This is a genomic window from Methylobacillus sp. DLP286, assembly GCF_056636515.1.
The window spans coordinates 863,203-887,439 of record NZ_CM153145.1 but is presented as its reverse complement, the minus strand read 5'-3'; the positions used below and the strand labels follow the sequence as shown (position 1 = coordinate 887,439).

The 24,237-nt window shown below is 57.5% G+C and carries 21 protein-coding genes; 17 read left to right on the top strand and 4 right to left on the bottom strand.

Going from position 1 to position 24,237, the window contains the following annotated elements:
- Positions 1–59 precede the first annotated feature (59 nt).
- The 5 genes from ACWXTG_RS04235 (at position 60) to ACWXTG_RS04215 (ending at position 7,111) form a co-directional block, all read left to right on the top strand.
- Entirely contained in the window at positions 60–1,409 is a 1,350-nt protein-coding gene (locus tag ACWXTG_RS04235; protein ID WP_480220821.1) for an LLM class flavin-dependent oxidoreductase, read from the top strand.
- A gap of 185 nt (positions 1,410–1,594) precedes the next feature.
- Positions 1,595–2,251 carry an HAD family hydrolase gene (locus ACWXTG_RS04230; RefSeq protein ID WP_480220820.1) on the top strand — a complete coding sequence of 219 codons (657 nt, stop codon included), beginning with the start codon at positions 1,595–1,597 and terminating at the stop codon, positions 2,249–2,251.
- A gap of 705 nt (positions 2,252–2,956) precedes the next feature.
- The gene (locus ACWXTG_RS04225; RefSeq protein WP_480220819.1) at positions 2,957–4,021 is read left to right on the top strand and encodes an LLM class flavin-dependent oxidoreductase; all 1,065 of its coding nucleotides are present in this window, start codon (positions 2,957–2,959) and stop codon (positions 4,019–4,021) included.
- An 18-nt stretch (positions 4,022–4,039) separates the two neighbouring features.
- On the top strand, positions 4,040–5,209 hold the full coding sequence (locus ACWXTG_RS04220; protein WP_480220818.1) for an LLM class flavin-dependent oxidoreductase: 1,170 nt from the start codon (positions 4,040–4,042) through the stop codon (positions 5,207–5,209).
- Between the two features lie 138 nt (positions 5,210–5,347).
- Positions 5,348–7,111 (top strand): ABC transporter ATP-binding protein, encoded by a 1,764-nt coding sequence (locus tag ACWXTG_RS04215; protein ID WP_480220817.1) that lies wholly within the window; start codon positions 5,348–5,350, stop codon positions 7,109–7,111.
- A gap of 31 nt (positions 7,112–7,142) precedes the next feature.
- Here the strand turns inward: ACWXTG_RS04215 and ACWXTG_RS04210 are convergent, their stop codons facing one another.
- Together ACWXTG_RS04210 and ACWXTG_RS04205 are read right to left on the bottom strand one after the other, a co-directional pair.
- Positions 7,143–7,961, bottom strand: a complete 819-nt coding sequence (locus ACWXTG_RS04210; RefSeq protein ID WP_480220816.1) for a dienelactone hydrolase family protein — start codon at positions 7,959–7,961, stop codon at positions 7,143–7,145.
- Positions 7,915–8,562 carry a glutathione S-transferase family protein gene (locus ACWXTG_RS04205; protein ID WP_480220815.1) on the bottom strand — a complete coding sequence of 216 codons (648 nt, stop codon included), beginning with the start codon at positions 8,560–8,562 and terminating at the stop codon, positions 7,915–7,917. The genes ACWXTG_RS04210 and ACWXTG_RS04205 overlap by 47 nt, the downstream gene beginning before the upstream one ends.
- Positions 8,563–8,823: 261 nt before the next feature.
- Between ACWXTG_RS04205 and ACWXTG_RS04200 the strand changes: the two genes are divergently transcribed.
- On the top strand, positions 8,824–9,099 hold the full coding sequence (locus ACWXTG_RS04200; protein WP_309565349.1) for a cupin domain-containing protein: 276 nt from the start codon (positions 8,824–8,826) through the stop codon (positions 9,097–9,099).
- Positions 9,100–9,302: 203 nt separating this feature from the next.
- Here ACWXTG_RS04200 and ACWXTG_RS04195 read toward each other — a convergent pair whose 3' ends face one another.
- Together ACWXTG_RS04195 and map are read right to left on the bottom strand one after the other, a co-directional pair.
- A complete protein-coding gene (locus ACWXTG_RS04195) occupies positions 9,303–11,873 on the bottom strand; it encodes a [protein-PII] uridylyltransferase (RefSeq protein WP_480220814.1) in 2,571 nt (856 codons plus the stop codon).
- Between the two features lie 5 nt (positions 11,874–11,878).
- Positions 11,879–12,679 (bottom strand): type I methionyl aminopeptidase, encoded by an 801-nt coding sequence (map, locus tag ACWXTG_RS04190; RefSeq protein WP_480220813.1) that lies wholly within the window; start codon positions 12,677–12,679, stop codon positions 11,879–11,881.
- 221 nt (positions 12,680–12,900) lie between these two features.
- Between map and rpsB the strand changes: the two genes are divergently transcribed.
- The 11 genes from rpsB (at position 12,901) to lpxD (ending at position 24,213) form a co-directional block, all read left to right on the top strand.
- Positions 12,901–13,650: a 30S ribosomal protein S2 gene (gene rpsB / locus ACWXTG_RS04185; protein ID WP_309565346.1), complete on the top strand. Its 750-nt coding sequence runs from the start codon at positions 12,901–12,903 to the stop codon at positions 13,648–13,650.
- Positions 13,651–13,749: 99 nt separating this feature from the next.
- Entirely contained in the window at positions 13,750–14,625 is an 876-nt protein-coding gene (gene tsf, locus ACWXTG_RS04180; RefSeq protein WP_480220812.1) for a translation elongation factor Ts, read from the top strand.
- A gap of 108 nt (positions 14,626–14,733) precedes the next feature.
- Complete coding sequence (gene pyrH / locus ACWXTG_RS04175; RefSeq protein WP_309565344.1) at positions 14,734–15,450, top strand: UMP kinase; 717 nt, start codon at positions 14,734–14,736, stop codon at positions 15,448–15,450.
- Positions 15,451–15,481: 31 nt separating this feature from the next.
- Complete coding sequence (frr, locus tag ACWXTG_RS04170) at positions 15,482–16,039, top strand: ribosome recycling factor (RefSeq protein ID WP_407996663.1); 558 nt, start codon at positions 15,482–15,484, stop codon at positions 16,037–16,039.
- Positions 16,040–16,087: 48 nt separating this feature from the next.
- Positions 16,088–16,840: an isoprenyl transferase gene (locus ACWXTG_RS04165; RefSeq protein WP_407994910.1), complete on the top strand. Its 753-nt coding sequence runs from the start codon at positions 16,088–16,090 to the stop codon at positions 16,838–16,840.
- A gap of 1 nt (position 16,841) precedes the next feature.
- Positions 16,842–17,672, top strand: coding sequence for a phosphatidate cytidylyltransferase (locus ACWXTG_RS04160; RefSeq protein ID WP_480220811.1), 831 nt, complete (start codon positions 16,842–16,844; stop codon positions 17,670–17,672).
- Positions 17,669–18,856, top strand: coding sequence for a 1-deoxy-D-xylulose-5-phosphate reductoisomerase (gene ispC / locus ACWXTG_RS04155; protein WP_480220810.1), 1,188 nt, complete (start codon positions 17,669–17,671; stop codon positions 18,854–18,856). The genes ACWXTG_RS04160 and ispC overlap by 4 nt, the downstream gene beginning before the upstream one ends.
- Positions 18,850–20,217, top strand: coding sequence for an RIP metalloprotease RseP (gene rseP, locus ACWXTG_RS04150; RefSeq protein ID WP_480220809.1), 1,368 nt, complete (start codon positions 18,850–18,852; stop codon positions 20,215–20,217). The genes ispC and rseP overlap by 7 nt, the downstream gene beginning before the upstream one ends.
- A 17-nt stretch (positions 20,218–20,234) precedes the next feature.
- Positions 20,235–22,565, top strand: a complete 2,331-nt coding sequence (gene bamA, locus ACWXTG_RS04145) for an outer membrane protein assembly factor BamA (protein ID WP_480220808.1) — start codon at positions 20,235–20,237, stop codon at positions 22,563–22,565.
- 71 nt (positions 22,566–22,636) lie between these two features.
- On the top strand, positions 22,637–23,140 hold the full coding sequence (locus ACWXTG_RS04140) for an OmpH/Skp family outer membrane protein (RefSeq protein ID WP_309565338.1): 504 nt from the start codon (positions 22,637–22,639) through the stop codon (positions 23,138–23,140).
- A 20-nt stretch (positions 23,141–23,160) separates the two neighbouring features.
- A complete protein-coding gene (gene lpxD, locus ACWXTG_RS04135; RefSeq protein WP_480220807.1) occupies positions 23,161–24,213 on the top strand; it encodes a UDP-3-O-(3-hydroxymyristoyl)glucosamine N-acyltransferase in 1,053 nt (350 codons plus the stop codon).
- Positions 24,214–24,237 lie beyond the last annotated feature (24 nt).

Genomic DNA, 24,237 nt, shown 5'->3' with positions numbered 1-24,237 from the left:
GCCGGGCTAGGGTCAACAGGCCTTGGTGCCCAGCTTTTTATATTTAAGAGAGCCTCCATATGAGTGACAACAAGCGCCAATTGATCCTGAATGTATTCCTGCTCCGCTACGGGCACCATCCTGCAGGCTGGCTGCATCCGGTCTGGCAGGAAAACGGCCGCCCGGACTTGCAATGGTGGATACGCGCCGCGAAGATCGCGGAGGAGGCAAAGTTCCATACCTTCTTCGTGGCCGACTTCATCGGCCGTTCAGGCGAGCTGACGCCGCAAGCGGCCAAGAACCCGTCCAACTTTCATTTCGAGCCATTCACCTTGCTTTCCGCGATTGCGACGCAGACCAAGAATATCGGCCTGGTCGCCACGGTCAATACAAACTTCTCCGAGCCCTATAACATCGCCCGGCAGTTTACCTCGCTTGATCATATCAGCGGCGGCCGCGCCGGCTGGAACGTGGTGTCGTCCTTGAATCCCGCCACGGTGAAGAATTTCGGCATACAGGATAATCGCTCGCACGAGCAGCGCTACGATCGCGCGGAAGAGTTCGTCAACCTGGCCAAGGCGTTATGGGACAGTTGGGACGACGATGCATTCGACCATCCCGACAGGAACGCCGGCAACTTCTATGACCTGGCATCCGCACACCCAGTGAGCTTCAGGGGCAACTATTTCTCTTCCGAAGGCTTGCTGGATTATCCAAGGCCGATCCAGGGATATCCCGTATTCGTGCAGGCGGGCAACTCGGATACCGGCAGGGAGTTTGCCGCGCGCGTGGCGGAAATGACCTACAGCTCGGCAACCTCGCTCAAGGTGGCGCAGGATTACTATGCCGACGTCAAGAGCCGCATGGCGAAATACGGCAGGGCGGAGGACCAGCTCAAGATTACCCCGGGCCTGAACGTGGTGGTGGCGGAAACCGACCAGGAGGCGCAGGACAAATACGGCGAGCTGCAGGAGCTGGTGGATTTCAGCGACCTGGAATTCGGCGGTTTCGACCTCTCGCAATATCCCCTGGACGGCCCGTTGCCGGACTTGCCCTACGACGCGGGCGAGAACGGGCGCGGCCGCTTCCAGCAGCAACTGGAGCTGGCCCGGCGCGAAAATCTCACCATCCGCCAGCTGGTGCTCAAGTTCCGGGTGGCGCGCGGCCACATCCAGGCCATCGGCTCGGTAAAAACCGTGGCCGACTTGATCGAGCAATGGTTCGTGGAGAAGGGCGCGGACGGCTTCAATGTCGTGCCGCCTTACTCGATTAAGGGGCTGGAGGACTTTGCCCGTTTGGTCGTGCCAGAGCTGCAACGCCGCGGCATCTTCCAGAAGGAGTACAGCGGCAATACCTACCGCGAAAGGCTGGGGCTGGATCGGCCAGCGAATCCCAACACCCAGGCTTCGCCGGAAGCATTGCGCGCTTAAGGTGAAAGCCGGGAGCTGCATAGCTCCTGGTTTTAAGGCATCATTCTGCGCTTTGAACAGCGTACCTTTAGAGCCGCCAACCAAGCTTAGCGATTCTGTCTAACCGTCCTGCCAAAAGCAGCAGTACAAGTGGTACGGCAAGGCCGGCAGGATTTTGTTAGCGGCTCCTGGGCAATAAGGGAATCATGCCTGCTTATGAATTAGTCGTGTTTGACTGTGACGGAGTGTTGGTCGATAGCGAGAAAATCACCAACCGGATATTTGTCGACGTATTGAACGAGGAGGGCATACCTGCCCGGATCGAGGAAATGGCCAGGCATTTTGTCGGCCATTCGCTCGAACAGTGCATGGACATCATCGCCCGCATTTATGGCCGCAGGCCGGGTGCGGATTTTCTTGCCCGTTACCGGCCCAGGCGCGATGCCGCATTGCGCGACAGCTTGCAGCCTGTCGCTGGCGTAGAGCAGGTGTTGCGGCAGCTACAGTTGCCGCACTGCGTGGCTTCCAACAGCAGTGCCGCCAAAGTGCATGAAATGCTGGATATCACCGGCTTGCTGCCTTATTTCAACGACAGGATATTCAGTGCCGCCGACCTGGGCAGGCCGAAGCCTGCGCCCGACGTCTATCTCAAGGCGGCAGAAAGCCAGGGAGTCAAGCCTTCAGCCTGCCTGGTAATCGAGGATACCGATGTCGGCGTTGCGGCGGCGGTCGCCGCAGGCATGCGGGTATGCGCCTATACCGGCACCATGGCAGCCAGCAGATTGCTGGAGGCAGGCGCGGAGCAGGCGGTGGATGACATGCTGCTTTTGCCTGACATCATCAGGCGTGGTTTAGACGGATAGGATAAACCGTAGTTTTGCACAGAAAGCGTTGTTGAAAATGGACCGGATGAGAATGTGGCAACCTAATGCTGAGTAAAAATGAACTTTATTGAAAAATTAGAGAAATCCTGGGAGGAAAGCAATTCATCGTGTGCAGCTCGACCCTGACTTGTTCGGGTTTCCTTAGCACATTAAAAAGCCAAACAGACGCGATATTTGGCTTTTTAAAGGACATTGTCGACGCGCCTCATGATATTGGGGGGGGCCTTAAAGCCGCAGAGCGCTGGTCAAGGCAGGCCAGACTGAAAACGGCACCGGTTTGATTATCAGTGCTTTCCGGGCAATCCTATATGCTTCCCAAGACCCCGATTACGCTGAGGTCGCGCGCTCCGTGACAATCGATTTGAAAGACAGCATCAATCTTCACAGGTCAAAAAAGAGTCCATAACCAAGTCTTGTTTAATCGAGAGATGGCTGCTTATTGAGCAGCAACTGTTTATTTTCGAGCAAATTAAAGGGCTAAGTGTTTTTATGTAAACAGTTCGGGCCGCGAATATGCCTGCCTCAAGTCCAGCATTAAAATCCCGTGCAATGTGAATCTGTGAAATAAGCTAAAGGATTCAAACCCCTGCAAATTCCCATAAAATAATTGTGGGAATTAAAGGCGAATGGCATGGTTTCTGCGATAAGTATGATGATCTAAGTAGAAATATCGCGGAGATATGCATGACAGTTAAATTTTTCTGGCAAGCGCCGACCTCAGGGGATGGGCGCTATGCCGACGCCGAGAAACGCACGCGGGGCGAACGGGCCGACAGCCGGCCTTACTTCCTGCCGGGCGTGACCGATCCTCGCGGCCAGCGGTTCAATTATTTCGACCATTTGCACCAGATCGCCAAGGCGGTAGAACTGGCCAAGTTCGACGGCATCAAGGTCAGGAACGACCCTGAGGGCGACGAATCCTGGATCGTCGCCGGCTACCTCAGCCGCGCGACGCGCTACTTGACGGTGCTGGCCGAGTTCGACGCATCTCGCGGCTCGGCGGTCTATGCCGCCAAGAATGCGGTGAGCTACCAGCGCTTTACCGAAGGCCGTTTTGCCTGGCAAATCGGCGTGGAGCCCGACGAGGCGAAGCGCAGGCAGCAGGGCGACTTCGCGGCGCAGGAGGATTTGTATCCAAGGGTGGAGGAGTTTGTCACCGTGGCCCGCAATGTCATCACCACGACCGGGTACGACTTTGACGGCCGCTTCTTTCAGGTATTGCAAGGCGGCTTCCAAGGGCCGCTTTCCGGCCAGAAGGTTCCTCCCATCTATCTATCCGGCGAGACGGACGAGGCATATGCCCTCTCAGCCAAGCTTGCCGACGTGCATGTGCTGGAAGCGCAGCCGCTGGACGAAGTCGCAAGGAAAGTCTCGCTTTTACGCAACCAGGCAAGCAAGCAGGGCCGTACATTGCAAATCGGCCTGCGCGTCGATGTGCTGGCGCGCGAAACCGAGGAGGAAGCGGTATTCGACGCCAAGCGTTATGCCGAACAGACCGGTCAGCAAGGCGGTAACAGTAATACCGCAGGATTATGGCAAGGTTTGACCACAGTCAGCACCGGCGCAAGCGCCGTGCTGGTCGGCAGCTTCGAGCAAGTCACGGAACAGCTGGCCGCGCTGGCGGAAGCGGGCGTCGAGCAGTTCATCCTGGGCGCCGTCCCCAGCCTGGAAGAGGCCTACCGCATTGGCGAGAATGTCCTGCCGCCGCTGCGTTCCCTGATAAACGGCGCCAGCCGGCGCGCAGCCTGATAGAGGAGTCGATATATTATGGCAATTGATGTTTTCTGGAGAATTCCAACGCACGGCGAGCCAAGCTCGCTGCGCAACAAGCTGCACCACCGCGGCGACTGGTCGCAGCAGCAAGGCGACCATATCGTGCAAAAAGGCCTCAGCGGCGGCCATGGCGACGGTTTCAACAACCTCGACTATATCGCCGAGGTGGCGCGTGCTGCCGAAATATCGGGCTTTCAAGGTGGCTTGATCCCTTCCTTCCCGATGACCGATGAGCCGTGGGCAATTTCCTCGTTCCTGGCGCGCGAGACCAGCACTTTCCGTTTCATGATTGCGTTCCAGCCCGGCTTCCTGAACCCGGTCGTGGCCGCGCGCATGACGGCCAGTCTGCAACGCGCCACCGGCGGCCGTGCCCTTTACAACGTGATTACCGGCGGTGGCGGCCCTGCCCAACTGTGGTGGGGCGATGTGGCGCCGCACGACGACCGCTATGCGCGTACGACAGAATTCCTGGACGTATTGCGCGGCGTATGGAGCGGGAACAGTTTTTCCTACCAGGGCAAGTTCTACCAAGTAGAAAATGCGGCCTTGCCGGCCCAGCTCCTGGGCCAGGACTTTCCTGAGATTTACTTCTCCGGTTCGTCCGACGCGGCCCTGGCTTCCGCCTCCAAGCATGCGGACTATTACCTTTCATGGCTTGAGCCTTTCGACCAGTTGCGCGACAAGTTCGACCGCGTGAAGGAGCGCACCGCCGCATTGGGCCGCAAGATCAAATGCGCAGTGCGCGTGGACATCATTGCCCGCCGCACCGAGGAGGAGGCCTGGCGCGAAGTGCAGCGCGGGTTTGAGAGCCTCGATGACGCCGCGCGCGAGCGCTACAAGCGTTTCGCCCAGCAAACCGGGGATTCCGTCGGCGCCAGCCGTCAGCGCAGCAATGCGCCGAAGGAGCTCAATGATTACCGCGACTTCATCATCCATCCCAATGTCTGGTCCGGCCTCAGCCTGCTGCGCGGCGGGCAGACCCAGGGCATCGTCGGCAGCTATGAGCAGGTGGCCGAGCGTCTGGACGACCTGGTCAGGCTCGGCGCGGACGCTTTCATCCTCGCCAGTACGCCTCACCTGGAAGAGGCTTACCGGGTAGGGGAGGAAGTACTGCCGCTGGTGCGCGGCCATGACAGCGCGCCTGCTTTGCGCGCAGTCGGCTAACCTCCTGCCGTCGCTCAAGAAAACCCCATGCTGCGGCATGGGGTTTTTACGTTTCCAGGCGGTCAAACCCGCAGTCACAATGTGGCTGATATTTTATGCCTGGCTGATAAAATCAAAACTTTGCCCACTACATCCCATATGCATCCTCTTCGACGGTTATTCAACCATGCCCGCCAATACCGGCGCGATGCGTGGATCGCTTCCATCTATTCCCTGCTGAACAAGATTTTCGACATCCTGCCCGAGATACTCATCGGCGTGGCGGTCGATGTCGTCGTCAACCAGAAGGCTTCCTTCCTGGCCGGGCTGGGTATTGTAGAGCCGCGAGACCAACTGCTATTGCTTGCCGCATTGACGGTGTTGATCTGGGTCGGGGAGTCCCTTTTCCAATACCTGTATGACGTGCGCTGGCGCAACCTCGCGCAGAACCTGCAGCACGACTTGCGCATGGAGGCCTACCAGCACGTGCAGCAGCTCGAGCTTGCCTACTTCGAGCGCAACCGTAGCGGCAACCTGCTGGCCATCCTCAATGAGGACATCAACCAGATGGAGCGCTTCTTCAACGGCGGATTCAATAGCCTGATCCAGGTGTTCTTTGGCTCGGTGATGGTAGGCGGGGTGTTCTTCTTCCTCACCAAGGAACTGGCGTTTCTCGCATTGATACCCGTGCCGTTCATCCTCTATGGCGCATTCTGGTTCCAGTCCCGTCTTGCCAGGCGCTATACCTCGGTCAGGGAGGCGGCGGGCGCCTTGGCTACGCGCCTCAACAATAACTTGCTCGGCATCGCCACCGTGAAGGCCTATGCAGCCGAGGAGATTGAGTCCCAGCATATCCGCAGCGCTTCCGATGCCTATCGCCAGAAGAATGCGGAGGCCATCCGCCTTTCCGCCGCGATCACGCCTGTGATCCGCATTGCGATCCTGGCAGGCTTTACCGTGACCTTGCTTTACGGCGGCTTCATGACCTTGAATGGCGAGCTGGGCGTGGGAAGCTATTCCGCGTTGGTCTACCTGACCCAGCGCCTGCTGTGGCCGTTGACCGGCCTGGCCGAGCTGACCGACCTTTACCAGCGCTCGATGGCTTCCATCCAGCGCGTAATGAATTTGCTGGATTCGCCATTGGCGATCCAGTACGGCGGCAAGCCCCTGGGCCTGGATTCGGTAAAAGGCGACATCCGCTTCGCGGGAGTGCGTTTCGCCTACGATGCCCAATCGGGCCAGCCCGCGCTTGATGGGTTTGACCTGCATATCCCGGCCGGCAAGACCGTGGCATTGGTGGGCGCGACCGGCGGCGGAAAGAGCACGATCACCAAGCTGTTGCTGAGGTTTTACGACCCGCAGCAAGGCCAGATCCTGCTCGACGGGGAGAAGATCGCCTCCCTGGACCTGCAGCAATTGCGCCGCGCAATCGGTTATGTCGCGCAGGACACCTTCCTGACGGATGCGAGCATTGCCGAAAACATTGCCTACGGGCAGCCTGATGCGGGCATTGATGCGATTATCGCCGCCGCTAAGGCTGCCGAGGCCCACGAGTTCATTGAGCGTCTGCCGGAGGGTTACGGCACCCAGGTGGGGGAGCGCGGCATGAAGCTCTCGGGCGGGCAGCGCCAGCGCCTGGCCCTGGCGCGCGCCATCCTCAAGAATCCGCCGATCCTGATCCTCGACGAAGCGACCTCCGCGGTGGATAACGAAACCGAAGCCGCCATCCAGCGCTCGCTCAACAAACTGGTGGTCGGGCGTACCAGTATCATCATCGCGCACCGATTGTCCACTGTACGTCATGCGGATTGCATCCATGTGCTGGAACACGGCCGGATAATCCAGTCGGGAAGCCATACAGAATTGCTGGAAAGCGGCGGGCCTTATGCAGAGCTTTGGAAATTGCAGACGGGTGAGCTCTGAAGAAAAAATAGATTGCTAAAGTATTGTGTTTTCATTTGCCAGTATATATTTGATTTACTTCTTGCCTGATAGCTGACACGGCAAATTGTGCTGCTATTTTTGCTGCCAAGGCCAAGTTGCCTGGGTCTGCAGGCTGGCCTTCCTGCGCCAGCGCATGGTTGCCGTCCACTACGGCAATGCGTGTCGGGCTGGGCTTGGTTCCCAGATAGCTATAGAGCTCGGAAGTCACGCAGACGGGATCGGCATTGCCGAGCAGCCACAAGCTTGGCCTGGTCTCGTCAGCGGCATTTGCATATTGCTGCGCAAGCCCTGGTGGCGTTCTGCATACGGGCGTCAGCAATATGGCCGCCTTGAGTTCCGGATCAGCCTGAAATAATCTCCAGCCGATAATCAAGCCCAGCGATTTGCCTGCCACGGCGATGCGTTTCTTGTCTACCCAGGATTGCTGCCTGGCATAGGCGATGGCCGTTTGCATATCCTCGATTTCCGGTTGCCTATCAAGCGAGGGCTTGCCGTTTTTCCTATCTTGCATGTGGTATGCCCAGTTGAAGCGGATGATGGCAAAGCCGGCCTCGGCCAGATGGCTGGCAACCTGCTCCTGCAGAGGCTGCTTGGCGTCATAGTTGGAGCCCGAGCCCAGGATCACGGCAGGGAAGGGTCCGTCACCGGATGGCTTGTCCTCTATGATTTCAATCGTAGCGCTGCGCGGCGTTGTCAGTAAAAGGCTGCTTCCAGCATTGGCCGTGGTTGAAATTAGTAGGCTGCCGGACAAGGCCAGGAGTAATTGCGAAAAAATGCCCATATTAGCCCTGCGCTTGATCACCGGCACGTAGCTGTGCTTCGGCAGCAAGCGCCGCCTGCACCGCGGGGTGGCTCAGATAGCGTTTGTGATAGGCATGGATCGCAGGGTATTTGTCTTTAGCCTCGATATCGGCCCGCGGCAGCCAGCCCAGGAACACCCCAAGGTAGGCGTCTGCAATCGTGAAACGCCCGTCTACCAGCCATTGATCCGCAACAAGGCGTTTTTCCACGTGGGATAACAGCCGGTTGAGCCGTTCAAGGCCTTTCTTGCGCACTTGCTGTTGCGCTTCATGGTGATCGGCAAACAACTCGGTGCGCGTCACTAGCCTGAACACAGGATGGAGGTCCGAGTTGGCGAACCCTAGCCATTCCTGGATATGCGCGCGTTGCAGGCTTCCTGCGGGGACAAACAGATTGGCCTCAGGCTTGCTGTCAGCGAGGTAGGGAAGGATGGCGGCATTCTCGGTAATGACATCGCCGTTTTCGAGTTGCAGTGTGGGCACTCTACCCAACGGGTTGATATCGTAGATCTGGGAGTCTGCCTGGCGTAAGGCGACGCGTACAAGCCGATGAGGAATATCCAGGGCTTTGAGGGTCACAATCGCCCCCAGGGAACAGGCGCCTGGAGAAATATATAATGTTGTCATCATGCGTCCTTAGATTGTTTTGCAATAACCTCGGGAATATGCAGAAAATGTGCCGGTAGCTAAGCTATTGATCGTACGGGGCAGAGCTGTTGAATTTCGTGCTTTGGTGTTTTTATACGGTCAGATTGACACCAAGATGTTTTATTGGAAACAGTTTGGCAGCGGTAGGTATGCCTGACTACGGCCGCATGTTAGAATCTCGTGCAAGCCGGTGTTACGGCTGTTTTTTCGTCCAGTTTTTGTTGATTAATCAAGGATTTTTAAATGAGTCAAATTATTATCGAGCACAACCCAAGTGAAGAAAAACTGAAGGAACTGGGTGTGGCAAACTGGTCCATCTGGGAAAAGGAAGTGTCCAAGTTCCCGCTGGACTTCGGTATCAAGGAAACCGCATACGTGCTGGAAGGTGAAATCCTGGTAACGCCAAAGGGTGGTGAACCTGTTCGCATCGTTCCAGGCGACCTGGTTGTATTCCCTGTCGGCCTGCAAAGCAGCTGGGAAGTGGTTAAGCCACTGCGCAAGCACTACAAGCACGGTTAATCTCGCCTCGCGCTAACCGAACAATAAAAAAGCCCCGTCTCAAAGGCGGGGCTTTTTTATTGCAGGCTATTTATTACTGCCAAGCAAGTTAAGAGCGGCTAACAAAATTCAGCGAAGCGATTCTAGCTAGGCGCTCTGCCGCAGGCAGTACAAGCAGTACGGCAAGGCAGTGCAACAACGCTAGGGGAGTTTGGTTAGATGCTCTAAAGCTGCGAGCGGAGCGAGTCTTCCAATACCGCCAGGACTTCGGGGGTCAAGCGCTGTCCCGACTGGTCGGAAATCAGGAAAGTATCCTCGGCGCGGTTGCCGAGCGTATTGATTTTCGCCGTATGCAGGCGGATATGGTGTTGCTGCAGGACATGGGCAATGCGCGACAGCAGGCCCGGCCTGTCGTTGGTGGCGATGTCCAGTACGGTGTTGGGGCTGTTGGCTTCCTGTTTGATAGTCAGTTCAGGTTTGATCGGCATGTGCTTTACCTGGCGGCTGATGCGGCCTTGCACCGGCGCATCCGGCGGCGCCTGGCTGAGCAGTTTTTGCGTCAGCTCATATTCGATAAAACTTAATAAGTCACGATAAGTTATCTTTTTATCTGACTGATCAAGAACCAAAAAATTATCAAGCGCGTAGCCATGCTGGGTGGTGTGCACTTTGGCTTCCACGATGTTGTAGCCCAGCCGGCCAAAGAAGCTGCAGATGCGGACGAATATGTCGGCTTGGTCGGGCATGTAGATCATGGTCTGGATGCCGTCGCCAGCCGGGCTGAGCCTGGCGCGTACGATCGGTGCCTGGGTATTGATGTGGGTGAGCAGCAGCCGGGTGTTCCAGGCGATCAGCTGCGCTTCGTGGCGCAAGAAGTAGGCGGGGCCCAGTTGCTGCCATAGCGGCTGGTAGGCTTGCTCCACCACGCCATAATAGCTGAGGATTTCCTTGGCTTGCTGCTGGCGGGCGCTGAGCTCCTCGTTCAGGTTGCTTCCACGCAGGATGCGCTGGGTGGCGCGGAACAGGTTTTCGAGCAGGGAGCCTTTCCATGCGTTCCATATCTTCGGGCTGGTGCCGCGGATATCGGCTACGGTCAGCAGATATAGCGCAATCAGGCGGTATTCGCTGCCTACATAATGCGCAAATTTTTCCACTACTGCGGGGTCGGACAAGTCGGACTTCTGCGCCGTGCTCGACATGACCAAATGGGCCTCGACCAGCCAGGCCACCAGCTCTCCGTCTTCAGCCGGAAGATTGTGCTGTTTGCAGAAGCGGCGGGCATCGACGGCGCCGAGCGTGGAATGGTCGCCGCCGCGGCCTTTCGCGATGTCGTGGAAAAGGGCGCCCAGGTACAGCAGGTGGGGCTTGGGAAACTCGCGTAGCAGCCGGCTGCATAATGGAAATTCGTGCGCGAACTCGGCCAGTGCGAAACGGCGCAGGTTGGCCAGCACGTTGAGGATATGCTCGTCCACGGTGTAGACATGGAACAGGTCGTGCTGCATCTGGCCCGATACGCGGCCGAAAGCGGGGATATAGCGCCCGAGCACGCCATAGCGGTTCATGAGTTTCAGCGTATGGGTAATGCCTTTGGGCTGCTGCAATATCTGCATGAACATCGCCTTGTTCTTTGCGCTGGCGCGGAACTGGGGCGTGATTTCATGCTTGGTGCGGTGCAATGCGCGCAGCAGCCCGGCGCCCATGCCCTTGAGCTCAGGGTGCTGCTGCAGGACGAGAAAGCTTTCCAGGATGGCGGAAGGCTCGTCGTAGAGCAGGGTCGGGCTCTTGGTTTCCAGCAGGCCGTTGACGGCCTCAAAGCGGTTGTTGAGGCTGACGACGGTATGCTGTTCGGGATAGATGCGCTCGCGCAGCACCTGGAGCAGGATTTCGTTGATCAGGCCCACGAACTTGGCGCTTTGGTAGAAGCTGTGCATCAATTGTTCGCTGGCGCGCCTGCGCTTGGTCGTGACCAGGTCTAGCTGGGATGCCAGCTCGTTCTGGAAGTCGAATAGCAGGCGGTCCTCGCGCCGGTTGGCCAGGTAGTGCAGGCGCGTGCGCAGCATCTGCAGGTTGCGTTCGTGGCGGCGCACTTGTTGCGCGGCATGCTTGGACAGGATGCGGTTCTTGACTAGCTCGCGCCAATTGCTGCCAAGATTGAGCGCGCGTGCGATCCAGATAATGTTCTGCAGGTCGCGCAGCCCGCCCGGGCTTTCCTTGATGTTGGGTTCGAGGTTGTATGCCGTATCGTTGAAGCGGGCATGGCGGCGGTGCTGTTCTTCCACCTTGGCTTCAAAAAACCTGGCGACATTCATGACGGATGCCACAGCCTGGAGGAAGTCGCCATACAAGGTAGCGTGGCCGTCCAGGTAGCGAGCCTCAAGCAGGTTGGTCTGTATTGTGACGTCGCCTTGCGCCTCAACGACGCACTCGGTCAAGGTGCGGACGCTGTGGCCGATGGCGAGCCCGGTATCCCACAGGACGCCGACCAATTCCTCTATCTTGCGGTTGGTCGATGCGGAAGCCTCGCTATTCAGCAGGATCAGGATGTCGACATCGGAGTAGGGAAACAGCTCGCCGCGGCCGTAACCGCCGACGGCGATCAGGCAGGCCTCGGCGTCCAGCTCGAAAGCCTGCCACAGCGCACGCAGCACGCGGTCCGTCAGCGCCGACTGGGCTTGCAACAGGCGGCTGACATTGGGTTTGTGCAGGAATTCCTGCTTCAGCGCATGTTGCCCGGCTTGCAACTGCTGGCGCCATTGGCGTGCAAGCGTATTGTCTGCGCGTGCGGCGGGTTGCATGCTGCTTATTTGATGAAGGCGGGGGCGGGAGGCGTGCCTGCGGAAACGGTCAGCACTTCATAACCGTCGTCGGTCACCAGCACGGTATGCTCCCATTGCGCGGACAGGCTGTGGTCCTTGGTGACGATGGTCCAGCCGTCGCCCAGCTGCTTGATGTCGCGCTTGCCGGCATTGATCATGGGTTCTACGGTGAAAATCATGCCGGGCTTCAACACGGCGCCCTTGCCGGGCTGCCCGTAATGCAGCACTTGCGGGTCCTCGTGGAAATTCTTGCCGATGCCGTGGCCGCAGAATTCGCGCACGACGCTGAAGCCTTGCTTCTCGGCATAGGTCTGGATGGCATGGCCGATGTCGCCCAATGTCGCGCCTGGCTTGACCTGGTCTATGCCCAGCCACATGCATTCATATGTAATGTCCGATAGGCGCTGGGCCTGGATGGAGATGTCGCCGATATGGAACATGCGGCTGGTATCCCCGTAATAACCGTCCTTGATGACGGTGATGTCTATGTTGAGGATGTCGCCGTTCTTCAATACCTTGGCTCCGGGGATGCCATGGCATATCTGGTGGTTGACCGAGGTGCAGATCGATTTCGGGTACGGGGTGTGGCCGTGGGGCGCGTAGTTGAGGGGGGCCGGGATGGTTTTCTGCACGTTGACCATGTAGTCGTGGCATAGCTCATCGAGCTTGCCTGTCGTGACGCCGGCTTGAATGTGCGGTGTGATAAAATCCAGGACTTCGGCGGCCAGTTTGCAGGCCACGCGCATTTTCTCGATATCTTTTTCTGTCTTGATGTTGATTGCCATTGTATTGCAAGGCTTGCGCCCAGGTTTTCCTTGAGTTCGTACAGCTGCTTATGGTAGCATACCGCACCCATTTGGCAGGAATAATGCTTGCCGGGTGGAATCCCGCAGCCAGCCGCGACGGCAAGGCTGCAAATCTGCACATGCGCCCCGTACAGGGTGTCCGCGCGAAAACGCGGATGTTGTTGGGCGTATGGAAGCAATAACCCTTACTGGAGATTAAAATGTCCGTTACTATGCGTCAAATGCTGGAAGCCGGTGTGCACTTCGGCCACCAAACCCGCTACTGGAATCCCAAGATGTCCCAATACATCTTCGGCGACCGCAACAAGATTCATATCGTCAACCTGGAAAAAACCCTGCCGCTGTTCGAAGACGCATTGAAATACGTGCGTCAACTGGCTGCAAACAAGGGCCGCATCCTGTTTGTCGGCACCAAGCGCCAAGCGCGTGAAATCGTCAAGGAAGAAGCGCAGCGCGCCGGTTGCGCCTACGTCAACCACCGCTGGCTGGGCGGCATGCTGACCAACTTCAAGACCGTCAAGCAGTCCATCAAGCGCCTGAATGAATACGAAGCCCTGCTGCAAGACGGCGGCATCGAGAAGTTCGGCAAGAAGGAAGCCCTGGGCTACAAGCGCGAAGTCGAGAAGCTTGAGCGCTCCATCGGCGGCATCAAGGAAATGGGCGGCCTGCCAGACGCGATTTTCATTATCGACGTCGGCCATGAAAGCGGCGCTGTCACTGAAGCAGCCAAGCTGGGCATCCCTGTGATCGGCGTAGTCGACACCAACAACTCCCCGGACGGCGTAGCGTACGTCATCCCCGGCAACGACGACTCCAGCCGTGCCATCCGCCTCTATGCGCGTGGCATTGCCGATGCAGTGCTGGAAGGCCGTAACCAAAGCATCAACGAAATCGTCAAGGCAGCGTCCGAAGAGGAATTCGTCGAGGTGGAAGAAGCCGCGGCAGAGTAAGACCCTGTCAAAAGGGGGCTCTGGCCCCCTTTTTTTGTACCCGGATTTGGTTAATGAAACCTGGCTAACGCCAACAAAACAATATTCAAGGAGTAAACAATGGCTGAAATTACCGCAAGCATGGTCAAGGAATTGCGTGAGCGCACCGATGCGCCCATGATGGATTGCAAGAAGGCGCTGACAGAAGCTGAAGGCGATATGGCGCGTGCGGAAGAAATCCTGCGTGTGCGTTTCGGCAACAAGGCCAGCAAGGCCGCCGGCCGCGTGGCCGCTGAAGGCGTCGTGGCCGTGAGCATCAAGGCCGACGGCAAGCTGGGCGCGATCGTCGAAATCAACTCTGAAACCGACTTCTGTGCCAAGAATGCGGATTTCCTCGCCTTCACCAGCCAAGTAGCCGAGGCTGCCGCCACGAACAAGCCTGCCGATGTGGCTGCCTTGTCCGCACTCAATATCGAAGGCGGCAACGTGGAAGACATCCGCACGCAATTGATCGGCAAGATCGGTGAAAACATCACCGTGCGCCGTTTCGTCGTTACCGAAGCCAAGGGCAAGCTCGTGAGCTACGTTCACGGCGGCAAGATCGGCGTGCTGGTCGACCTAGTTGGCGGCGACGAAGCGCTGGGCAAGGATATTGCCATGCATATCGCCGCTGCAAAGCCAAAGTCCCTGGACGCCAGCGGCATTCCTGCCGAGCTGATCGAAGCCGAGCGCCGCGTCGCGATCGAGAAGGCGAAGGAAGCCGGCAAGCCGGAAATCATGCTGGACAAGATCGCTGACGGCACCGTGCAGAAGTTCCTCAAGGAAGTGACCTTGTTGAGCCAGCCTTTCGTCAAAGACGACAAGCAAACGATCGAGCAGTTGCTCAAGTCCAACAATGCCAGCATCGCTTCTTTCACCATGTATGTGGTCGGTGAAGGCATTGAAAAAGTCGTGACCGATTTTGCTGCTGAAGTTGCCGCTGCGGCAAAGGTGTAAACTAATGGTCGCACCCGTTGCGGCCTGCCGGTAGTAAACGAACGTGGATCGTCTTGATATGTGGGATGATTCACGTTTTGCACAATTTGCATAACAATAAGGAGCCCCATGAGCACTCCCGCCTATAAGCGCATTTTATTGAAACTCTCTGGTGAAGCCCTGATGGGCGACGACAGCTACGGTATCAACCGAGCGACCATTTTCCGGATTGTGGAAGAGATCAAGGAAGTGGTCGATCTCGGCGTGGAAGTGGCGGTGGTGATCGGCGGAGGCAATATTTTCCGCGGCGTTGCGCCGGCGGCAGAAGGCATGGACAGGGCGACGGCGGACTACATGGGTATGCTGGCTACGGTCATGAATGCCTTGGCGTTGCAGGACGCGATGCGCCAGGTGGGCCTGGTGAGCCGCGTGCAGTCCGCATTGAATATCGAGCAGGTGGCCGAGCCTTATATTCGCGGCAAGGCCATCCGCTATCTTGAAGAAGGCCGTGTGGTCATCTTCGGCGCAGGGACGGGCAATCCGTTCTTTACCACCGATACCGCGGCTGCCTTGCGCGGCATGGAAATCAACGCGGAAATCGTGCTCAAGGCGACCAAGGTGGACGGCGTGTATACGGATGACCCGAAACGCAATCCCGAAGCCATGCGCTACAAGACGCTGACATTCGACGAGGCGATCGTCAAGAATCTGAAAGTCATGGATGCGACGGCACTGACATTGTGCCGCGACCAGAAGTTACCAATCTCCGTGTTCAGCATCTTCCGCCAGGGAGCGCTGAAACGGGTCGTACTGGGTGAAGACGAGGGAACGCGCGTTCTGCCTTGAATACCCGGATACATGCTTAGCAGGAGACATCATGATACAAGACGTAAAAAACACTGCAGAACAAAAAATGCAGAAGTCCATCGAGGCTTTGAAGGCCGATTTGAGCAAGGTGCGCACTGGCCGGGCGCATACCGGGCTGCTTGACCACGTGCAGGTTGAATATTACGGTTCCATGGTGGCGATCAACCAGGTCGCCAATGTGAACCTGGGCGATGCGCGCACCCTCAACGTGCAGGCATACGAAAAGAGCATGACGGCCAAGGTGGAAAAGGCGATCCGGGATTCTGACCTGGGCCTCAACCCTGCCACCAACGGCGATGTGATCCGGGTCCCCATGCCCATGCTGACCGAAGAGCGCCGCCGCGACCTGATCAAGGTGGTGCGTGGCGAGGCGGAAAATGCCAAGGTGGCGGTACGCAACGTACGCCGCGATGCCAATGATGCGCTGAAAAAACTGGTCAAGGATAAGGAAATCAGCGAGGATGACGAGCGTCGCGCGCAGGATGACGTGCAGAAGCTCACGGACAAGTTTGTAGCGGAGATCGACAAGCTGCTGCAGACCAAGGAAACCGAGTTGATGGCTGTTTAATTGCGGCAGCCAGTGATTTTATATTGTTTCTATCCCATGGAGCATTGAGTGGCACTTTTTTCCAGCTCCACCCAGACCATCCCGGTAACGGGCGATATTCCCCAGCACATTGCCGTGATCATGGACGGCAATGGCCGCTGGGCCAAGAAGCGCTTTCTCCCCCGAGTCGCAGGGCATAAGCGCGGCGTCGAGGTCGTGCGCGAAGTCGTGCGCCTGTGTGCAAACCATGGGGTGAAATACCTCACGCTGTTTGCGTTCAGCAGTGAAAACTGGCGCCGTCCTGCGGATGAAGTCAGCTTCTTGATGAACCTGTTCATGGAAGCGCTGCAACAAGAGGTCGGCAAGCTCGACGAAAACAATATCTGCTTGCGCATGATCGGGGATTGCTCCCGTTTCGACCCGGCCCTGGTGGACAAGATTGCGGAAGCCGAGGCGCAGACGGCTAGCAATGACGGACTGACCTTGACGGTCGCGGTCAATTATGGCGGCCGCTGGGACATCATGCAGGCAATGAAGCGCCTGCTGGCCGAGAAGCCCGGCCTTGCGCAAAGCTTCACGGAATCCGATCTGGCAGCCTATCTCAGCATGCATTACGCGCCCGAGCCGGATTTGTTCATCCGTACGGGAGGGGAGCAGCGTATCAGCAACTTCCTGTTATGGCAGCTCGCCTACAGCGAGTTGTATTTCACCGAGACCCTGTGGCCGGATTTCGACGAGGCCGAGTTCAAGCGCGCGATTGCGTCCTACCAGCAGCGCGAGCGCCGCTTTGGACGCACGAGCGAACAGCTGGTTGCGGACTGATATGCTGAAGATCCGCTTGCTGACGGCTGCTATCCTGATTCCTGCATTCTTGGCGGTGTTGTTCGTGTTGCCGGAGCCTTACTGGTCCTTATTAATGCTTGCCGGCGTCCTAATCGGCTTGTGGGAGTGGTCCCATATGGCCGGCTTCAAGCCGGCTGTCCGCGTCCTTTATATTGCCGCCTCCGCTATCGCAGGTGTGTTCTTTACTTTCTGGCAAGGGCCGGCAAATGCCTTTATGCAGGAATATGCGCTTTACTGGAGTTTGCCCTTGGCGGCAGCTTTCTGGATTGCCCTCGTGCCGATCTGGTTATGGCGCCGTACACAGGTAAGGAACCCTTATCTCATGATGCTTGCAGGGTGGTGGATCGTCCTGCCGTTATGGCTGGCGCTCGTCAGCTTGCGCGCGATCAGCCCCTGGCTGCTGTTGGCCATCATGCTCGTGGTCTGGATTGCCGATAGTGCCGCCTATTTCGCCGGCAAGCGTTTCGGCAAGCACAAGCTGGCGGCCAGTATCAGCCCGGGCAAGACCTGGGAGGGCGTGCTAGGCGCATTGGTCGCCGTGAGTCTGTACGGAGTGGCGTTATGCATTGCTTTTGACTTGAATGTCTTGTTGATCGCAGGATTCTGGGTGTTGACGGTTTTCAGCATTATGGGCGACCTGCTCGAATCGCTGATCAAGCGCCAGGCGGGCTTCAAGGATAGCGGCAACCTGTTGCCCGGCCATGGCGGCATTCTTGATCGTGTCGATGGCCTGACATCCAGCCTGCCGCTGGCGGCGTTTTTTCTTCATTTGCCTCTTTATTACCAAGCGTGGATGCATTCCGCCTCATGACGCCCATGCTACAAAACGTCACCATTCTGGGCGCCACCGGCACCATAGGACTCAATACCCTGGACGTGATCGCCAGGCACCCTGGACGCTATCGCGTGTTTGCCCTTACGGCCAACTCCCGTGTCGACGAGCTGGCTGAACTTTGTCTGCATTATCGGCCCCGCTATGCCGTCATGCTGGATAGCGACGCGGCGGAAAAGCTGCAGCAAAGGCTGAAAGGCACGGAAACTCAGGTGCTTTCAGGCCTGGAGGCGCTGGAAGATGTCGCGGCGCATCCCGAGGTGCATGTGGTCATGGCGGCCATCGTCGGCGCCGCGGGGCTCAAGCCTGCCATGGCGGCGGCATATGCCGGAAAGCGGATTCTCCTCGCCAACAAGGAAACCCTGGTGATGGCGGGCAAGCTGTTCATGCAGGCAGTGGAAGAGGGCGGCGCCACCTTGCTGCCGATCGATAGCGAGCATAACGCGATCTTCCAGGTCATGCCGCCGGCCCGTTTGGCTGCGCTTGAGCACTGCGGCGTCAGGCGTATTTTGCTGACCGCTTCAGGCGGTCCTTTCCGCAAGGCAAGCGCCGCCGATCTGATGGCAGTGACGCCCGCGCAAGCATTGAACCATCCGAACTGGGTCATGGGGCCCAAGATCACGATCGATTCCGCGACGCTCATGAACAAGGGGCTGGAAGTCATCGAGGCGCACTGGCTGTTCAATGCGCCGGCGGAGAAGATCGAAGTGGTGGTGCACCCGCAGAGCGTGATTCATTCCATGGTGGAATATGTGGACGGCTCCGTGCTGGCGCAAATGGGCAATCCGGACATGCGCACCCCGATCGCCTACGGCCTTGGATATCCTGAAAGGCTGGAAGCCGGGGTTAACGCCCTGGATTTGTTCAAGGTCGGGCGGCTTGATTTCGAAGCGCCGGATACTTCGCGCTTTCCGTGCTTGCGTCTGGCGTTCGATGCCTTGCGCCACGGAGGCACTGCGCCCGCCATCCTCAATGCGGCGAACGAGGTGGCAGTGGACGCCTTCCTCAACGGCAATATTGGGTTCCAGGATATTCCGCGCCTGATCGAGGCCGTGCTGACAGCCATGGATATCGAAGCCGTATCATCCGTTTCCCAGCTGGTCAAAGCCGACTCCCTGGCACGGTCTCATGCCATGGAATGGAGACAGTTGGAAGCATGTTGACCTTGCTCGCCTTTCTGGTGACCCTCGGCATTCTGATTGCAGTGCATGAGTACGGCCATTTCCAGGTGGCGCGCTGGTGCAATGTCAAGGTGCTGCGTTTCTCCTTGGGTTTCGGCAAACCTATTTTTAGGCGGCGCTTTGGCGCGGACAATACCGAGTTCGTGATCTCGGCCTTGCCGCTGGGCGGATACGTCAAGATGCTGGACGAGCGCGAACTGTCGGTGCCCGGCAGCGTCAGCGAAGCCGAATTGACGCGGGCGTTCAACCGGCAACCCGTCTGGAAAAGGATTGCGATCGTGTCCGCGGGCCCGGCGGCCAACCTGCTGTTGGCGATTTTCCTTTACTGGGTATTGTTCATGCAGGGCGTGCCGGGCATGAAGCCTATGCTTGGGGAAGTGCCTGCCCAAACGCCTGCCGCGCAGGCCGGGCTGAAAAGCAACGACTTGATCACTGCAGTGGCTGGCGAGCCGGTCGCGAGCTGGACGGATGTGCGCTGGATATTGTTGCAGGAGGCGATCAAGTCCCCTGCGGTGACGGTCAAGGTCAAGGATGAGGCGCAGCGCGAGCATGAAGCCGAGCTGAAACTGGACAGTATCGAAAAGGAAGATTTCGAGTCCGATTTCCTTGAAAAGCTGGGCCTCGCACCTTACCGTCCCGCCATGCCTGCGCGCTTGGGGGACATCATGCCTGACAGCGTAGCGGCCAGGGCTGGTTTGCAAACTGGTGACGAAGTGCTGGCGGTCAACGACAGGCCCATCGATGAGTGGGAGCAATTTGTCACCTTGGTGCGCGAGCAGCCGGATCAGCCGTTGACATTGCGGTTGAAGCGCGGCGAGCGGCAACTGGATGCGGTGGTCATCCCGCAGGCCGTGGATGAAAACGGCACGAAGATAGGCCGGATAGGCGCCGCCTATCAGGTGGACGAAGCGCTGGTTGAAAAGTTGAGCGTGACCGTGAGCTACGGGCCTTTGCAATCTTTTACCCGGGCGGTGGATAAAACCTGGGAAACATCTGTCTTTAGCATCAAGATGCTGGCGCGCATGGTGACCGGCGAGGCTTCTTGGAAAGGCGTGAGCGGCCCGGTGACGATAGCGAGTTATGCCGGCCAGAGCGCCCATATCGGATGGAAGTCGTTCATTGGCTTCCTTGCCTTGATCAGCATCAGTCTCGGAGTGCTTAATCTATTGCCCGTGCCAGTGTTGGACGGGGGGCATTTGTTGTATTATACGATAGAAATTTTCAAGGGCAGTCCGGTCTCTGAAGCCGCCATGGAAGTGGGCCAGCGTATTGGTTTGGCGATATTGGCTTTATTGATGGCAGTCGCTTTTTACAATGACATCACCAGGTTTATAACAGGTTGATCTTAATGAAGTTTGGCATGAAGCTTAAACATATCCCGCTACTAATCCTGGCTCTTTATTCCACTTCAGCATTGGCTCAGGATCCTTTCGTGGTAAAGGATATCCGGGTAGAAGGCCTGCAACGGACTGAAGCCGGTACGGTGTTCAACTATTTGCCCGTGCGTGTCGGCGATACCATGACAGAGGAAAAAGCCACGCAGGCGATCAAGTCGCTCTACGGCACAGGCTTCTTCAAGGACGTGCGGATTGAGTCAGACAACGGCATCGTCGTCGTGATGGTGCAGGAGCGTTCGGCTATTGCCCAACTCGTCTTCAATGGCAATAAGTCTTTTCCCACGGACAAGATGAAAGAGGGCCTGAAGCAGATTGGCCTGGCTGAAGGCCTGATTTTCGACCAGTCCATGCTCGATCGTGCAGAGCAGGAAATCAAGCGCCAATACCTATCCCAAGGCAAGTATGGCGCCTCGGTGAAGACTTCGGTGACCCCGCTCGAGCGTAACCGCGTAGCCGTGCGCTTCGATATCGAAGAGGGCGCGGTGTCCAAGATCCGCAATATCAATATCGTCGGCAACAAGGACTACAGCAAGGAAGAGCTGCTGGAGAAGCTGACGCTGACCACGCCCAACTGGCTCACCTGGTGGAACAAGAACGACCAGTATTCCCGCCAGAAGCTGACGGCCGACCTGGAGGCGCTGCGCTCGTTCTACATGAACCAGGGCTATCTGGAGTTCAATATCGATTCGACCCAGGTCTCCATTACACCGGACAAGCGGGATATCTACATCACGATCAATATCACCGAGGGCGAGAAGTACACCGTGACCGACGTCAAGCTGGCCGGTGAAATGCTGATTCCTGAAGCCGAGGCGCGCAGTCTGATCTCCGTCTCGTCAGGGGAGGTGTTCAACCGCCAGCGCGTTACGGAATCCAGCAAGGCGATCAATGACCGCCTGGGCAATGACGGTTATGCCTTTTCCAACGTCAATGCGATTCCCGAAGTCGACAAGGAAAAGCATACCGTCGCATTTACTTTCTACATTGACCCGGGCCGCCGCGTTTATGTGCGCCGCATCAACCTGACCGGCAATACGCGGACTCGGGACGAAGTGTTGCGCCGCGAAATGCGCCAGCTGGAGTCTGCCTGGTATGGTGCGGACAAGATCGAGCGCTCCAAGCAGCGTCTCGAGAGATTGCAGTATTTCTCTGACGTCAACGTCGAGACGCCTGCGGTCCCAGGCACCAACGACCAGGTCGACCTCAATATCAACGTGACGGAACGTTCAACCGGTAGCGTCATGTTCGGTGCCGGCTTGTCCAGCTATGAAGGCGTGGTGCTGGGCGTGACCATCAACCAGAACAACTTCCTTGGCACGGGTAACCGCGTGGCTGCGCAGGTTAATACTGGCCGTATCAACACTGTATACTCGTTGACTTACACGGACCCTTACTTCACCCCGGACGGCATCAGCCGCGGCTTCAACGTCTACCACCGCAAGGTCGATACGACTTACCTGCGTACCGGTGATTACAAGACCGCGTCTTACGGTGCGGGCGTGAATTTCGGCATGCCGTTGAATGAGCGGGATTTCGTCAGTGCCGGCTTGACCTTTGATTACACGGACGTTGAGCTGAGCAGCAATAGCCCCCCTCAGTTCAGGCGTTATTGCAGCAGTTCCGAAGACGCCAACAGTTGCAGCAACAGCTCCTGGTTTGTTAACCTGGCTTGGACGCACGATACGCGCGATAACATCATGTTCCCGAATAAAGGGGTGCTGCAGCGCATCAGCTCCGAGGTTGCCTTGCCTGGGCTCGATCTCCAGTACTACAAGCTGGAATACAAACATGCCTGGTACAAGGACATCAGCAAGAGCGTCACCCTGATGCTGAATGGTGAAATCGGCTATGGCAATACCTATGGCGACAAGGACTTCCCGTTCTTCAAGAACTTCTACGCCGGCGGTGTGAACTCGGTGCGCGGTTACGAACAAAGCTCGATCGGCCCTCGTATCTATGACACAACCGGTCTCGGCTATCGTGATTTTGCCGCCGGTGGTACAAAGCGTTTGCTCGCGAACGCGGAGTTGTACTTCCCGATTCCGGGCATGAAGGACAACAATGCCTTGCGCTTGAGTACCTTTATTGATGCAGGCTCGATTGCCGGTGACGGTATTAATGAGTCGGGGAATAATTATTCCACCAGCCTGAGCGATGTGCGCTACTCCACCGGCGTCGGGGTCAGCTGGCTGTCGCCGTTCGGCCCGATCAAGCTGGTGCTGGCCAAGCCGCTTAACAAGCAAGATGGCGATCGTACCCAGATGCTGCAATTCCAAATGGGGCAGCAGTTCTAAGCTGGTCTAGAATACTGTATGGTTAATTTGAAATTATTGAAGCAAAAGCTTGTATATCAGGAGAAAGTCAATTGAATAAGTTGTTGAAAAGTCTGTTGGTTGCCACTGCTTTATCTTTCGCAGCCAGTACCCAGGCCGCCGAATTGAAGATCGGCTATGTGCAGGTTGACAAGATCTTGCAGGAAGCGCCGCAAACTGCCGAGAGCGGCAAGAAGCTGGAAAAGGAGTTCGGCCCGCGTACCAACGAGCTTGACCGCCTGCAAAAACAGATCCGCGATCTGGAGACTGCGCTGGAAAAAGACAGCCTGACCATGTCGGAAGCCGACCGGCGCAACAAGGAGCGCGATGCCTCCAACCTCAAGATCGAGTTCCAGCGCAAACAGCGCGAGCTGCGCGAAGATGTCAACCTGCGCAAGAACGAAGAGCTGGGCGTGTTGCAGGATAGGATCAACAAGGCGGTCACGGCTGTTTCCGAAGCCGAGGGCTACGACCTGGTGGTTTACGGCGGCGTGGCTTATGCCAACAAGAAAATCGACATTACCGACAAGGTATTGAAATCCCTGGGTAAGAAGTAAGCCCAGCCAGTAGCCATTCAATGAGTACGTCGTATTCCCTGCGGGAGATCGTATCCAGACTGGGAGGCGATGTGGTGGGGCAGGATGACATCCTGATCTCTCGCGTTGCCTCCCTTGCCAATGCCCAGGCAGGGCAGATCAGTTTCCTGACCGATTCCAAGTATCGATCCGTGCTTGCCGCCACCAAGGCAAGCGCGGTCATATTGACCCCGGACAACCGTGACCTCACGGCATTGCCGAGGATACTCACGGACAACCCCTACGCCTATTTTGCCAAGGTCTCGGATTTGCTGAACCCGAAACCGCAATATGTGCCGGGAGTGGATGAAACCGCCGCGATTGCCTCCAGCGCACGGGTGCCGGCCAGTTGCACCGTCATGGCCAAGGCTGTGATTGGCGCCAATGCGGTGCTCGGCGAGCATGTCGTCATCCATCCAGGCTGCGTCGTCGGCGAGGGCGTGGAGATCGGCGCATATTCGGTGTTGCATGCCAATGTCACGATTTACCACCACTGCGTGGTCGGCGAGCGCTGCAGCATATTCTCAGGGAGCGTCATTGGCGGGGATGGGTTTGGCTATGCCCCCGAGCATGGCCGCTGGGTGAAGATTCCCCAGGTCGGGCGCGTCGTCATCGAGAACGACGTGGATATCGGCGCCAACACCACCGTCGACCGGGGCGCGATCGACGATACCATCATCCATGAAGGATGCAAGATCGACAACCTGGTGCAGATCGGCCATAACTGCCGCATAGGCGCGCACTCCGTGATTGCGGGCTGTGTCGGCATCGCAGGCAGCGCCGTATTGGGGAGGCATTGCCGTATCGGCGGGGCTGCCATGATACTGGGCCACCTTGAAATCGCCGATGGCGTGACCGTGTCGCCTGGGAGTATGATTACACGTTCGTTGACGAAGGCGGACACCTACACGGCATTGATGCCATTCCAGAGCCATGAAGACTGGCTCAGGACCGCTGCAGGTATCAGACGATTGGGAGAGCTTGCTGAGCGGGTCAAGCAATTGGAAAAGCAATTGGCGCCCCTGCAGGCATCTGGTATCCAGAGAGATAAATAATAATTTGATGTTGAGAAACGAGAA